The organism is Paenibacillus sp. B2(2019), assembly GCF_008370385.1.
Taxonomy (GTDB): Bacteria; Bacillota; Bacilli; order Paenibacillales; family Paenibacillaceae; genus Paenibacillus_AQ.
On record NZ_VTZR01000028.1, the window covers coordinates 134093 to 149179 of the forward strand.

Annotated in this window: 11 protein-coding genes; 1 reads left to right on the forward strand and 10 read right to left on the reverse strand. The window is 44.0% G+C overall.

Annotated elements, in window-relative coordinates:
- Window position 1 precedes the first annotated feature (1 nt).
- The 8 genes from prmA to PAENI_RS28905 all read right to left on the reverse strand — a co-directional run bounded on the left by prmA (window position 2) and on the right by PAENI_RS28905 (window position 6677).
- A complete protein-coding gene (gene prmA / locus PAENI_RS28870; protein WP_076284801.1) occupies window positions 2–1057 on the reverse strand; it encodes a 50S ribosomal protein L11 methyltransferase in 1056 nt (351 codons plus the stop codon).
- 190 nt (window positions 1058–1247) lie between these two features.
- Window positions 1248–1826: a DNA-3-methyladenine glycosylase I gene (locus PAENI_RS28875; protein ID WP_149647680.1), complete on the reverse strand. Its 579-nt coding sequence runs from the start codon at window positions 1824–1826 to the stop codon at window positions 1248–1250.
- A gap of 134 nt (window positions 1827–1960) precedes the next feature.
- Window positions 1961–3637: a DUF4179 domain-containing protein gene (locus PAENI_RS28880; protein WP_149647627.1), complete on the reverse strand. Its 1677-nt coding sequence runs from the start codon at window positions 3635–3637 to the stop codon at window positions 1961–1963.
- Window positions 3597–4157, reverse strand: coding sequence for an RNA polymerase sigma factor (locus PAENI_RS28885; protein ID WP_076299677.1), 561 nt, complete (start codon window positions 4155–4157; stop codon window positions 3597–3599). Before PAENI_RS28885 ends, PAENI_RS28880 begins: the two co-directional genes overlap by 41 nt.
- A gap of 197 nt (window positions 4158–4354) precedes the next feature.
- Window positions 4355–5266 carry a methyl-accepting chemotaxis protein gene (locus PAENI_RS28890; RefSeq protein WP_149647628.1) on the reverse strand — a complete coding sequence of 304 codons (912 nt, stop codon included), beginning with the start codon at window positions 5264–5266 and terminating at the stop codon, window positions 4355–4357.
- A gap of 364 nt (window positions 5267–5630) precedes the next feature.
- Window positions 5631–6005, reverse strand: coding sequence for a hypothetical protein (locus PAENI_RS28895; RefSeq protein WP_149647629.1), 375 nt, complete (start codon window positions 6003–6005; stop codon window positions 5631–5633).
- Between the two features lie 93 nt (window positions 6006–6098).
- On the reverse strand, window positions 6099–6278 hold the full coding sequence (locus tag PAENI_RS28900; protein ID WP_042130382.1) for a YfhD family protein: 180 nt from the start codon (window positions 6276–6278) through the stop codon (window positions 6099–6101).
- Between the two features lie 39 nt (window positions 6279–6317).
- The gene (locus PAENI_RS28905) at window positions 6318–6677 is read right to left on the reverse strand and encodes a hypothetical protein (RefSeq protein ID WP_149647630.1); all 360 of its coding nucleotides are present in this window, start codon (window positions 6675–6677) and stop codon (window positions 6318–6320) included.
- A 284-nt stretch (window positions 6678–6961) separates the two neighbouring features.
- Here PAENI_RS28905 and PAENI_RS28910 point away from each other — a divergent pair, with 284 nt between their 5' ends.
- Window positions 6962–11443, forward strand: a complete 4482-nt coding sequence (locus PAENI_RS28910; RefSeq protein ID WP_149647631.1) for a S8 family serine peptidase — start codon at window positions 6962–6964, stop codon at window positions 11441–11443.
- Window positions 11444–11759: 316 nt separating this feature from the next.
- Here PAENI_RS28910 and dnaJ read toward each other — a convergent pair whose 3' ends face one another.
- Together dnaJ and dnaK are read right to left on the reverse strand one after the other, a co-directional pair.
- A complete protein-coding gene (gene dnaJ / locus PAENI_RS28915) occupies window positions 11760–12881 on the reverse strand; it encodes a molecular chaperone DnaJ (RefSeq protein WP_042130386.1) in 1122 nt (373 codons plus the stop codon).
- A 258-nt stretch (window positions 12882–13139) separates the two neighbouring features.
- Window positions 13140–14987, reverse strand: a complete 1848-nt coding sequence (gene dnaK / locus PAENI_RS28920; RefSeq protein WP_042190999.1) for a molecular chaperone DnaK — start codon at window positions 14985–14987, stop codon at window positions 13140–13142.
- Between the last annotated feature and the right edge of the window lie 100 nt (window positions 14988–15087).

Genomic DNA, 15087 nt, shown 5'->3' on the forward strand with positions numbered 1-15087 from the left:
TTTACCTCTTTCCGGCTGTAAACGCCACCCAATCTTCCTCACGGGATATTTCAATAATCTCAAAACCAGACGCTTTCAGCGCGTTCGCTACAAGTCCTTCTTTATCTTTATATATACCTGAGGTAATGTAGAGGCCTCCAGGCTGAAGCGCGCGGTACACATCATCCGTAAACAATACGATGATTTCCGCCAAAATATTCGCAACTACAATTTGTACAGGCAATGTTACGCCAAGGCTGCCTTCTTGCTCTTGCTGAGCAGGAACGGCTCCTTCTAGTGAGTGACCAGGTCTAGCGGATGGCCACATCTCTCCAGCCGCTGTATCAGCTACGCCTTCCCCGCCCAGTAGCGATAGAAGATCGCTCTCTTTTACCGTTATGGACGATTCAAGTTTGTTAAGGGCTACATTCTCCCGTGCACTTTCCACAGCCACCGGATCTAAATCTAAGGCCAATACGGATTTTGCACCTAGCAGCATCGCACCTACAGCCAGAATTCCTGAACCGGTGCCGACATCGATAACTTCTTCACCGCCGCTAATATTCTTTTCAAGTGCACGGAGGCACAGAGCTGTTGTAGGGTGAGTCCCAGTACCAAATGCCATGCCAGGGTCGATCTCAATGATGGCTTCATCCGGACTCTCAGGCGTATATTCCTCCCAGGTTGGTTTAATGGTAAGACGTTTGGATACGCGTAGCGGTTTGAAATATTGCTTCCAAGCATGCGCCCATTCGTCTTCATCCACAGTCTTCCAAGAAATCAACGCTTTGCCTGGATCAATCCCGTACTCATGCAATTCGGCTACCCGTGGAGTCAATTCTTCTATAACAGCATCCATATCTGTGGAATCGGCATAATACCCTTTTATGACCGCTTCCCCTTCAGGAATATCATTCAAAGGTTGGTCGTACAATTCACCGTAACGTGTATCCCGTTCTTTATTCAGTGTGCCGGATTCCTCGATAGAAACCCCACCCGCACCAGCTTCATATAAAAAATTCGAAATCATTTCCTGTGCTTCTTCTGTTGTATGTATCGTCACTTCATGCCATAACATCTTTATGTAATCCTCCTAAAAGTTTTGTGAGCATTTGCTTCATTGGTTTACTTCGTGCAAAACTCGCTTCGAAAGCATAGGCTTAGTTTTGTGAGCATTTGCTTCATTGATTTACTTCGTGCAAAACTCGCTTCGAAAGCATTCGCTTCATAGTATAACATTTCTTATTGGTGTAACGCCAAACTACAGCTCAACGACCTGCGACGTCCTCTTTACGCCTACAAAAGCAGTTGAGCGAATGATCATCCACCATCCCCGATGCCTGCATAAAAGCATAGCATATTGTAGTACCCACAAACTTCATGACTTTCTTCTTTAATGCCTTACTCATCTCATCAGACTGAGCCGTCGAAGCAGGTACATCTGCACGAGTCTTCCAATGATTAATAGTTGGCACACCTCCGACAAAGCTCCAGAGATACTCTGCAAAGCTGCCATATTCCTCGCAAATTTGCAAATACACACCCGCATTACGAATGATAGCATCAATTTTCAATCGATTTCTAATAATCCCTGGATCACACATTAGCTCTGCAATTTTGGCTTCATCATAATGGACAATCTTATTCGGATCAAATCCGTCAAATACCTCTCTGAAACGCGCCCGTTTTTTTAGTACCGTGTACCAGCTCAGCCCTGCCTGCATCCCTTCCAGCATAAGCAATTCAAACAGCTTTTGGTCACCATACAGAGGCTTTCCCCACTCTTCATCATGATAGGCAATATATAGAGGATCATCATTGACCCAAGCACAGCGAGTGACTTCCATCATTTCCCCCCTTTAATTATTCATAGCTAAACCTTTACAACGTCTACTCACTGTATACGAAAAAAAGGGAAGAACACAAGGTTCATCCCCTAAAAAAGTTATTCTATTTCCTTTAATTATGCTTCTTCTAACTCTTATAACTGGATCTGCACTCTCGTTTCTTTATCCGGATCATCAGTTGTATAGTAGAACATATAGATAGTAGCTTCTGTACCTTTAAAATTCTTATACACATCAATGGCCTTGTTGTTTCCATCCCCCGCGAAATTGACGGTTAGCGGTTTACCTAGGATGCGCTCCTTACCCAACCCGATATGTGTCTGGTTAATTCCACCGAAGCGAGCATCTTCACTTCCAGTTTCTACATAAAGATCGGATCCCTGCATATAGTATGTCCACTTCACCGGATACCCGTTGAGTTGCTGGATAATCGTCTGTTTCTTTTGAGAGATGTTCGTTAAAAGAAGCGGTATTTTGTCATCATTATTATTGGTAATTTTATAGCTGCCATGCTGAGTCACCTTATATTTAGCTACAAAGGTAATCGGAGTCTCTTTCGTAATTTCAAGGTCGACTGGCCGTTCGAAACGAAGCACTGTCAGCTCCGGCTCACCCTCTGGAGATCTCCATAAATTCCCTTCAAGCGTCTTGCCTGCTACTTCAAGAGCATACTTTTTATAAGGGAAGCCATTGTCTATATCCTTACTTCTAACTGTGACTCGAATTTGAGTAGGCGACACAAGCATATTCTCCAGCGTGTAATCAGTCTCACCTGCCTCGAGCGGCAGATTCAGACTGGTTTTTATCGTCCCGCTCTCCATCTGCTTTTTACTTAATTGAAGATCGAATGAAAGTGGTCCATTAACATCTTTTTCTTTCTTCATATATTGCAGCTGATAAGTCGTTTGACCACCGGAAACATCCTCCGCCTTAAAGTATTGCTGCGCTGTATACTCCCCTTTTTCTCCTGGTGTACCGAAAGTACCTCCAGGCAGCGAATTTATGAGCGTTCCATTTTTGTACCCGACAATATTTGGATAGGCCCATTCTTTTGCTTCTGGCTGATCAAAAATGATCGCTGAAGAGAATAACATTTTCTCTTGACCTTGGGTAAATGGCTTCACCTCTATGCTGCGCATCCCTTCCTGTCCAATAGGGAAGCTCTGTGTCTCCGTCGAGTGAATATCCAGCGGCAAATCTAACGATTGTTCACTAAAAGCCTGAATATCATTTGTAACTAGCTGAACATTCACGGTGTCCTGCTCTGGTGTCCATTCACTTTCGAAATAACCGTTATAAATTTGGTTCTTTTCGTCCCAGTTCAGATAATTGTACTCTCCAGAACTATTTCCCCCCTCAGTACCTTTCAGGGTCATCTCAGTCACACGCCAAGTTTCACTGTCCTGTCGTTGTCCAACATCCAATGTGAATAAGATGACCGTTCGATTCTCATCCACGATGGCGGTATGTAGCTTTAGCGTCACTCCGTCCTTTGTCACCGATTGATCCAGCTTTTGACCGAGGTTTTGTGCCAGTGCCGCCTGAATACCACCTTTTTCACGGAGCATTGTATCCCAATTATAATGAACTGCCGCATATACTGGCGCCGCCGCTAGAAGTACTGAAAACGATGAAACAAGTGCTATTTTGCTCCAGTTTCTCCCCTGTTTCTGGCTACCACTGCTCATCCGAGCGTGAAAAGATGTTGTATTTTTATGTTCAATTCTCTCCCACATGCTTTCAAAATCAGGATATGTTACACTTTGACCCTCATTTAACTGATGCTCCAGCATATTCTCCAACTTTTTCATAAGATTCGCCCTCTTTCCGTTCAATTTGAACCCCAGCCTCCAGCAAAATTCTCCGCAATACCTTTAGCCCTTTATGCAGCCTTGATTTGGTCGTCCCGAGCGGGATGGATAGCAGGTCTGATACTTCAGCCAAGCTGAAATCATGCATGTACCTAAGCGTAATCACCATCCGAAGTTTGACTGGGAGCTGGCTCAAATATTTCGCCCATTCCATTGTCGTCTCCCGCTGCTCAATCAATCGTTCTACAGGGATTTCAGGAGACTTCTTAAATAAATAAAGATTGTCTGAGATTTTTTGTTGTAAAGTACGCTTCCGTTTCAAATGATTCAGGCAATGGTTGACCGTTATTTTCATAATCCAAGCCTTCAAATGCTCTACGTTCTCACGATTCGTGTGAAATACGGTAATGAACACATCCTGCGTCAAGTCCTCCGCATCCGCGGCGTCATGCACCATATAGTAGCAGGTCCGATATACATCCTTGTTGTAGGCTTCGAATAATTCCCGATTAGTCTCCAAATCTTTCTCCCTCCTTTCTTATCCGTGATATCTATATGACAACCAATCTCTGGAAAAGGTTCGTTTTTCTGAGGATAAACTATAGATGCTAGTAATAACAGATGAAAGATAGCAATTATACTCGCAACACAAAAAGCCACTCCCCATAAATCTGAGAACTGGCTTTCCTTTATATTCACGCTAACAGCATACAGAAATTAAATGATATTCATAACCTCTCGTGCTTGTGTATCTAAATCCTGGGCTGAGGAAGAGATATTATTGAAATCATCTAAGGCTATTTGAATCTGCTGTTGACTAGCTTCTATATTTTCTTGCACCTGGTTTGTTCCTTTGGAGATCTTATTGATTTCCAGCGTAATGGCATCCACACTATCTTTCACTTGAATGATCGAATCCTGCACCATGGAAGATAGCTTCCTAACTTCTTTTGCAACCACGTCAAAACCACGCCCAAACTCCCCGGCATGTGCCGCTTCAATTGCTGCATTAAGCGCTAACAGTTGCGTTTGCGAAGCAATGTTACGAATAGTTTGTACAATTCCCTGAATCGATACCGCTTGTGTCTCCAGATTAGCTAGAGTCTGTGTATTTTCAATGGATACTTCGGCTATTTTATCGATACTCAGCAATAGTTCTTGACTACGTTCAATGCCTTTCTCGGCTCTATGATTTAAGCTGTCCGACATCTCTTGCATCCGCTGTACCACAACACTCATGTTATTTTGTCGATCCGTGATATTAGTCGCTATCTTAGATACGCCAATGACCTGTTCATTATTTTCATCAAAGACAGGCATATATGTAGCTTCCAGCCATACCGCATTTCCTTTTGCATCCATTCGTTCGATCTTATCCTGGACACTTTTCCCTGAAAAAAGATCCTGCCAGAACAGCTCATAGCCCGGGCTATTTACAAAGTGAGGAAAGCAAAACTCTTTATGATGCATCCCATACATCTCTTCTTTGTTATACCCCATCGAACTAGCAAAAACGTCATTCACATAAGCCACTCGTCGATCAAGATCAAACCTTATAATCGCTAAATTTTTTTCTAAAGATCGGACAACAAGCTCATCGGTAACTCCCTGAGAGTGTACCATTCCCATATAATAATTCCTCCTGGATATCTATAAGTTACTCGTCGCGTCATCATGAAGTATATCTAAACAATTATACGCTCTTATCACGCAGAGAGAAATACATGATTTTCATTAAAATGCATCTAATTCCTAATAAAAATAACCCCACCAACGTTCGGTAGAGTCCAGCTTTCATCCCGGATGTTTATACGCCGATTTCTGACGAGGGACAAGTAATATCGAGATACTTCTAAGTGATGATAAATTTGGAAAACCCCAGCCGTAATTCCAGCCAGGGTTCGAAGCAAGTTCCTATTAATACTAATTTGTCTCTTGCAAAATGCACATACCAAACGGTCCAGCAAACATAGTCTTTTATATGTACATTTCCTTATTTCTTGGATCCGTAATCTCCGATCTTAATTCCCCATACCGAATCCTTCTGATAGGACGCAGCCTCCTTTAAACTTGGAAGTCTTGCATCCAGAGGACTATGTCTTTCCAAATACATCACAAACGCCTGGCGAAGCCCAATCTCAGCATCCAGTTTATTAAGTTCGTTCGGGTGTTTCTCCATCTCGGCTAACTCTACTTCCCAACGGTATAAATCGCTTGCCTCAGATCGTTCCAGCCGAACTTTTTCAGTCAGCTCCCGCAGCTCACGGTAGGCCTGTTTTACTTTTGAAGAGTACAGTTGCTTCTGATTCATAAAAGTTAAGAAAGCGATAAGCAGTGCTAAACCTATCCATAAAATAACGTTGTCCATATTCTCCCCCCTGCTTGGGCTATTCTCCTAATTATACACATCAGAACGCAAAAATACCCCACATTGTGAGGTATCTGCCTTAGCTTTTAGCATCTATTCTTTTTTCATAATTTCATGCAGCTGACGTTTGTCTGCTTCTAGAGCCCGGGCCTGGGCTTCGATATCCTCCAGATCTGCCTCCGCTGCTGAAAACTCTACGTCCTCTGCCTTCGCCTCGTACAGCATTTTCATCTTCTCGGTCTTTGAGAATATTTGCGAGTTCTCTCTATCCATAGTATCGATCGTCTCCCTTCTTATTAAGAAAATTATTATTCAAATCATCCCGCCTGCTTCTTCAATTAAGCGTAATGCTTGATCATGGGCCTCCGAATTCAAGATCACCGTAAGTAAAATATCTCTACCCGTCGGTCCTCCATCTCCGCCATGACTCATCCCACTGGCGCTGGTATCAGCAGCAGCTAGTATGCCTGTGTGTGCACGCTCAGCAGTCATGGAGTCCATTCTGGCAACATTGCCTGTCACTGGGTTTACCCCTGAGCTAAAGCTCGTGCCTCCATATCTACTGAAGCGATCAACGGAAATTTCAATGGCCCGAAGTGCACGGAGCTTACGAGCAACACCCTCCGCTTCTTCAGGACTTTTAAAATAAGCCAAAATAGATCTTTCCGACATCTTATCCCCGCTCTCGCTTGAAATTCAGATATCTGTTGCATTCCTTTATATTGTCTTCATTTCACTTCTTTTATGCCCTTTTTTTCTCATACTCCACTTATTTACTGGGAATTCGACATTTTCCTCGACGCTTCCCTGCAATATAGTGCTAAAGTTGTATATTCGATTTGAAGTTATAGCTGTAGAATAAATTTAATTTTCATAATTTTTTACATTTTACGCTGAGGAGGAGAACTACAGATACACACTGCAATATAAAAATTCATTTGGGAGGATGAACTTATTTGAAACGTACCTTTAAACACTCTATTCAAAAATTTGGTATTGGGGCGGCGAGCTTCGGACTGGCTGTTTCTGTCCTTTTTCCATCCGCTGCATTTGCGAACTCATCCCTTAAAACATCAACTAACCTAGCTAATAATGTACAGTCTCAAAGTGTGACCCCTCATAACTACGCGGGTGTGCTCAAAGGTTCAGCACCAGTATCCGTAATTGTGGAATTAACTAATAAACCAGTCAGTGTGTATGAAAATGAGGCTAAAACTTCTTCTTTACGATCCTCAGTCTCCTTACAACGCAGTAAAATTATCTCAGAGCATAAAAGCTTTATTTCCTCAGCGCAGAAAATCGATGCCGACATCGGTTTTGAATACAGTGAAATTTTTAACGGGTATTCCATTACGTTGCCAGCCAATCAAGTAAACAAGCTGCTAGAGCTTCCGGGCGTTGCGGCTGTTTATCCAAATGATGAAGTACATGCGTTAGCAGACAGTGTTGAGGTAGCAACTTTGCCTGTTACACGTTCCTATTCAGACAGTGGCAATCTTATAGGCGCGGATAGACTACATGCATTAGGTTACACGGGAGAAGGAGTAAAGGTAGCCGTTGTCGATACCGGCATCGATAAAAATCACCCTTTATTAAAGGATAATTATAAGGGCGGTTACGATGCCTATGATCAGGATAATGATCCGTCAGAAACACCTCCTGATGCCAACTTCCCTCCAAAAAATGGTAGCCCATATGAAACCTCGCATGGCACTCATGTAGCAGGTACAATATTGGATGTTGCACCTGAGGTAGATTTGTACGCGTATCGCGTACTTGGCCCTTACGGTTCGGGTCCAACAGCGGTTGTAATCGCGGGTATTGAGAAAGCGGTCGCTGATGGAGCTGATATAATTAACCTCTCCCTGGGCTCTGATGTTAACCAAAGCTATTCCGCAAGTTCAATCGCAATAGACAACGCCATAAAGTCGGGCGTGAATGTTGTAGTTGCCGCCGGTAACGCTGGACCGGATGTAGGAACATTGGGCGAACCTGCTGGATCTCAACTCGCACTTAGTGTAGGTGCTTCTACTACCCCAGTGAATACCCCATTCTTTGATATTGGCGATGTTAAAAAAATTCCAGGGACCTTAGCAACTTACTCCCCAGACTTAGTTGATAATATTGCTGGCAGTAAGATCGTTTACGCTGGTCTTGGAGGTACTTCCGATTACACAAATTTGGACGTCAAAGATAAGGTAGTCCTTGTCGATCGAGGTGTGCTGAGTTTCGGAGATAAATCTCTAAATGCCAAAGCAGCTGGAGCCAAGCTTGTCCTAATTGCTAATAATGCTGCTGGTGAAATCAGTCCCACCCTTGGTGCGCCCGGGATTTACATTCCTACCTACGGAATTACTCAAGCAGATGGGAAAAAGATAAAAGCTCAATTGGATGCTGCTAAAGATATTATCAGTTACTATATAGGGCTTGAAGTAGATCAGTTAGCAAACTTCAGCTCTATGGGCCCGGGGATGCCGGATTATCTAATCAAACCTGATGTTGTAGCTCCTGGAGTAAATATCAACTCCACAATTCCTAGCTGGAGTGGGGATTACGAACATGCTTATGGCTTAAAAAGCGGTACAAGCATGGCAACCCCACATGCTGTAGGGGCTGTAGCTTTGCTACTGAGTGAAAACTCTGATCTTAAGCCAAATGATATTAAAGCGTTGCTGATGAACAATGCGGATCCTATTTTTAACCGTGATGGGGATGCTTACTCACTATATCAACAAGGTGCCGGATTAATTAATTTGGAGAAATCAGCAAAAGCTGAATCTATCGCTAAAGTTGGGGAGAGCTTAATTAGCGGCCTTCCTGGGACTGTAGAAATCCCTTATTACACAGGTTCCTTGTCCTTTGGCCTGCTCCCAAAAGGAGCTAGCGTAACGAAATCAGTCTATGTGGAAGACTTTAATGGGAATGAATCAACCTATACTCTTTCCACCGAATGGCTTACAGAAGCGCCTGGTGACATTAGTATTAATATTGCACCAAACAGCGTTACCTCAGGTGTAGATCAATATGCACAATTTACACTAAAGGTATCTGACACAGCAAAAGAGGGTGCATATGAAGGGATCCTGTTCCTAACCTCTGATACTGAAACTCTTCGTCTTCCCTTTAATGCACTTGTCGGCGATAAATTCAACTTAGAGCCTGTTAATCAGCTTTCTTTTGAAAGTCCACAGATTTCTCCTAATGGCGATGGACGCTCAGACGACACCACCTTTACCTTCTCTGTCAATAAAGAACTGGATGGCATAAGTTTCGTAGCCTCTCCAATAGATGCTCCTGCGACAGTTTTAGGTGAAGTTTATTCTATCGATGAAAAGGTCTATCGTGGCGTTTACGAGATTACAAATTGGGATGGAACGTTAACAGACCTGGAGACCTCCGCCAAGTCCACTTTAGCAGATGGTCATTACTACATCACTCCTGTGCTTCCTAATGGGCAACTGCTCGAGAATCAAAAGACCGAGTTCACAATTGATACCGAGAAGCCATTAGTTTCCGGCATCACACTTGAGGAGTATGAACGTGAAGCGCCAACCGATCCTGGTGCGGCTCAAATCAGCGGTTTTATTGATGATGACCTAATGGCCTATTATATTTCTAATACACAACCTATTGGAAACTGGTTTACCGTGTACGCCGAAGGTAAACATTATGATGGAAATACTTATAAATTCGGTGGAGTAATTGCAAGTAATGGTGCTTTTTCCATTGACGTTCCTGTTAACGAGGGGCTTAATGAGTACAAAATCTATGTGGTTGATAAAGTAGGTAACGGCGCAGACGACGATGATTATGTTCAGCGACTGCTTTATAGCACAGGAGATGGTATTTTCAATGTAACTCCGTCTCTATCTGCAGCCACCATTGATGTGGGACAACCGGTAACCGTTGATCTAGGGTATTCCGTGACTGATGAGGTTTATGGCGTCTATGGGGCTTCATTCGCTGTCATCTACGATGATTCTCTCGAAACACCAACGATCCAGCCAAGCGTACAACTGGCTACGTATCAAGAGGAGAATTTCTCAGGTATTCCACTTACAGAATTCTCACAAACCTATGATCTAGAAGACGGCCGCAAACTGACACAGTATAGCGTCAATCTGTCAGGTGGTGCTTATCACGGCTCAGGCTCACTAGGCAAAATAACCTTCAAACCTACAGTAGAAGGAGCCTATTCCCTCGAGCTGTATGATGTGCAGATCTGGAATGATGCTACAACATCAACAATCCCATCTGGTGTGAGAACGGTAAGCGTAAGTGTTAAGACACCTGAAACACCGAAGCCAACACCAACTCCATCACCTGATTCGTATGTACCAACAGCAACCAGTGCTCCCGCTTCTGGAATCGCATTGAAATCTGGGAAGCTAGTAGAGACTGCAGATCCAGCAGGTGGCAAGCCTTCAGCGGTGTTCAACATCTTAGACACTGCATTAGCCAATTCGATCCAGAATGCAAAAGATAAAACTTCTGTTCTTGATCTTAGCGATGTAAGCTTCAATAAATATAGCCAAGTTGTTATTTCTCTTACCCCGGCCCAAGCCGAGCAGTTAAAGAAATCAGAGTATGCACTCCGCCTAAACGGTAGTGGGTTCAATGTACTTATTCCAGCGGCGACTCTTCCGGATTTCATCAACAGCAACGGCTTGACCCTTACGATTAGCCTAACAGATGCAGGCAACACAGCAGTTTTAGCAGGTAGCTCAGCAGCAATAAATATCGGTTCTTCCATTCTCACTATCAAAAATGGTTGGACAACCGGAAAGCCGATCATCCTTCAGCTTAATCTAAAGGCCAGCAGTCTTCATGATGCACGAAAGACTGCCGCTTATGTAGAATCAAAGGATCATAAATGGTCCTATCTACTACCTGGTTCTATCTCTAAAGAAGGGATTCTACAGTTTAATGTTACTGGTGACGGTTCTTACAGTGCAGCATCCCGAAAAATAAGCTTTAAAGATATTGGCACACACTGGGCTCAAACCGATATCGAAATCCTTGCTTCACATGGTATCATTGCCGGCAAAGGAGCCGATGGCAGCTTTAAGCCTGCTGACACTTTAAATCAGGCAGAGCTTCTAACGCTCTTCGACCGTCTACTTGGAAAAGGTGACACTTGGAGTACTCGCATCAAAGAAAGTGGATCTCGTGATGTGCTGACTCGCGAGGAAGCAGCTCTTATCATCGCTAAGGCTCTTGGTGCTGATCTTACAGTAGCCAAGACACCTTTAAGCTTTAAGGATGCGGATAACATCGCTGCGGAGGCACGCAACGCTGTAGCCTATGCTGTAACCAAAGGTTATCTCAAAGGTGTTACTGCGGACAGCTTCAATCCACAAGGTACACTGACTCGTGCACAAGCAGCAACAATTCTGAGCCGTGTGCTTGAGGACCTACGTTCTTCGAACAACATCTAGTTGCACTTTAAAAGAAAGCCCCAGCAGCCAATGACTGCTGGGGCTTTTTCGTCTATAGGTCACATTTGCGTTTCCGAGTCAGTCATCGGACTCAGATGACCTTAAACGCTGGATTATGCGATATTTGGTATGCTAACGGACCCCATAGTCGCTATTGGCATGAAAAGCACCGTATGAGATTGGCTAGCTTGTCCCTACTAACAATCGACATGAGCAAACTGCCTTAATCAAAAAAGCAGAGCAGCGATCCCAAAATAACGGGAGGATCGCTGCTCTGCTGTATTATTTATTTACTCAATTAATGAAGTTAGAAATATCAGTCCCCGCGGAACGCACGCTTCACACGATCAAAGAAAGATTGCTCATGCTCATGTGTGTTTTCTCCATTTAGAGAGGCGAACTGTCGCAACAAATCTTTTTGCTCATCATTCAGCTTGCTAGGTGTCACAACAATGACTCTAACATGCTGGTCACCTTGGCCAGATCCACGTAGACGTGGAACACCTTTACCTTTAAGGCGGAAGAAAGTACCGGTCTGCGTTCCCGCAGGAATCTTCAGCTTCACTTTTTCCGTTAAGGTAGGAATCTCAATCTCATCGCCAAGTGCAGCCTGTGCAAATGTAAGTGGAACCTCGCACATAATATCATCGTTCTCACGTACGAAGAAATCATGCGATTTGACACGGATGACAATATACAAGTCTCCAGCAGGACCACCGCGTAAGCCGCCCTCGCCTTCGCCAGTCATGCGCAGCTGCGCACCGTCATCGACACCGGCAGGGATGCGTACATGAATCTTACGCTGCTTCTTAACTTTACCCTGTCCGCTACAAGTCGTACATTTTTCCTTAATAATCTTACCTGTACCACTGCAATGTGAACATGGACGACGATTACGCATCTGTCCTAGTGGTGTATTCTGTACGAATTCCTGTTGCCCACTACCATGACAAGTGGAACAAGTCTCTGGTTTAGTACCCGGTTTAGCCCCGGAGCCGTAGCAGGTATCGCAAGTTTCCGTACGTGGAATAGTGATATCAGTTTCTTTACCGAATACCGCTTCCTTGAATTCAATGGTCATCGTATACTGCAAATCCCCACCACGCTGTGGTGCGTTAGGATCACGACGTCCGCCGCCGCCAAAGAACATATCAAAGATATCGCCTAATCCTCCGAAGTCGCCACCGCCGCCTCCGAAGCCGCCCATACCTTGGTTAGGATCAATATGGCCATATTGGTCATATCTAGCTCGCTGTTGTCCGTCGCTAAGAACATCGTAAGCTTCTTTTACTTCTTTAAACTTAGCTTCAGCGTCATCTGCTTTATTCACGTCTGGGTGATATTGGCGCGCCAATTTCCGGTACGCTTTCTTCACCTCGTCGTCTGAAGCATCTCTACTGAGGCCAAGCACTTCATAATAATCGCGTTTATCTGCCACTGCTTTCACCTCCGTACATTACATACTCAAATTCCTAATTTACCTGCCAAAGAAACCATTATACGATAAAACCCCAGGATCTGACCATCCAGTTCCAGCAGATGTTTATTCTTACAATATCAGAAGGCGCATTCGCGAAGAGTGTGCAAACTGATATTACAAAAGGAAAGTCAAAACACGGGATGACCCGGTTTTGACCTTCCCTTCTTAACTATATAAGAATTTATCAGTTACGCCCTATACACTTATCGTTTAAGGTTACCCTTGATTCTTATCTTCGTCAACAACCTCATAATCAGCGTCAACTACATTGTCTTTCTTAGGAGCGCCTTCAGCAGCTCCAGCGCCACCTTCAGCACCTTGCTCTGCTTGAGCAGCTTGTTCGTACAGCTTCATGGACAACTGTTGTACAATCTCAGTCAATGCTTCTGTAGCTGCATTGATTTCTTCAAGATTGTCAGTTTCAAGTGCTGCTTTCACTTTATCTTTAGCTTCGTTTGCTTTTTCAACTTCGGAAGCATCAGCTTTATCACCAAGATCTTTGATCACTTTCTCAGTGGAATACACGAGTTGGTCAGCGCTGTTCTTCGCTTCTACCAATTCTTTACGCTTACGGTCTTCCTCAGCGTGAAGCTCGGCATCCTTCATCATTTGTTCTACTTCTGCGTCGCTCAGACCGCTGGAAGAAGTGATAGTGATCTTTTGGCTCTTGTTAGTGCCTTTATCAGTTGCAGACACATTCACGATACCGTTGGCATCAATATCGAAAGAAACTTCGATTTGTGGTACGCCACGTGGTGCTGGTGGAATCTCGTTCAGCATGAAGCGTCCCAATGTTTTGTTGCCATTCGCCATTTGGCGCTCACCTTGTAGCACGTGAATCTCAACGCTAGGTTGGTTGTCAGCAAAGGTCGAGAATACTTGGGATTTACTTGTAGGAATTGTAGTGTTACGCTCGATCATCTTCGTGAACACGCCGCCTGCAGTTTCGATACCGAGGGAAAGCGGAGTTACGTCGAGCAATACAACGTCCTTAACATCACCAGTCAATACACCCGCTTGAACAGCAGCACCAAGAGCTACAACTTCATCCGGATTCACACCTTTGTGTGGATCTTTACCTGTAAGCTTCTTAATTGCATCTTGTACAGCAGGAATACGTGTAGAACCACCAACCAGAACGATTCTGGTAAGGTCTGCAGGCGTCATACCAGCATCAGACAATGCTTGACGAGTTGGTCCCAAAGTACGTTCTACTAGACCAGCAGTAAGCTCATCAAACTTCGCACGAGTCAAGTTGATCTCCAAATGCTGAGGCACTCCGTCAACTACAGTGATGAACGGAAGAGAAATAGTGGTTGTCAGTACGCCCGACAATTCTTTCTTCGCTTTTTCAGCTGCATCTTTCAAACGTTGTACAGCAGATTTATCTTTGCTCAGATCAATACCTTGCTCTTTCTTAAATTCGGATACCAGATGATCCATAACCACTTGGTCAAAGTCATCGCCACCAAGTTTGTTGTCGCCGCTTGTAGCTTTTACTTCAAAGAATCCATCGCCCAGTTCAAGGATAGATACGTCGAACGTACCGCCACCAAGGTCATAGACAAGGATAGTTTGATCTTCGGATTTCTCCAGACCATATGCCAAAGCTGCAGCTGTTGGCTCATTCACAATACGCAAAACTTCCAAGCCTGCAATTTTACCTGCATCTTTAGTAGCTTGACGTTGGCTGTCATTGAAATAAGCAGGAACTGTGATAACTGCTTGAGTAACAGTTTGGCCAAGATATGCTTCTGCATCGGATTTCAGCTTTTGAAGAATCATTGCTGAAATTTCTTGTGGGGAATAGTCTTTACCATCGATGCTTTCTTTATGGTTAGTACCCATGTGACGTTTAACAGAGCTGATCGTACGATCAGGGTTAGTAATTGCTTGGCGTTTAGCTGTTTCACCGACGATACGCTCGCCGTCTTTCTTAAAACCTACCACCGAAGGGGTTGTACGTGCGCCCTCTGGGTTTGGAATTACAACGGCTTCGCCGCCTTCCATTACGGCAACGCAAGAGTTCGTGGTTCCTAAGTCAATACCGATAACTTTACTCACAATAATTTGCCTCCTCTAAAGGTATATGGAGCATTCGCTCATTAAAATAATAAAATATTTAAAAAATTCGATTGGTACATGGTGGACAGATACTGCCCGT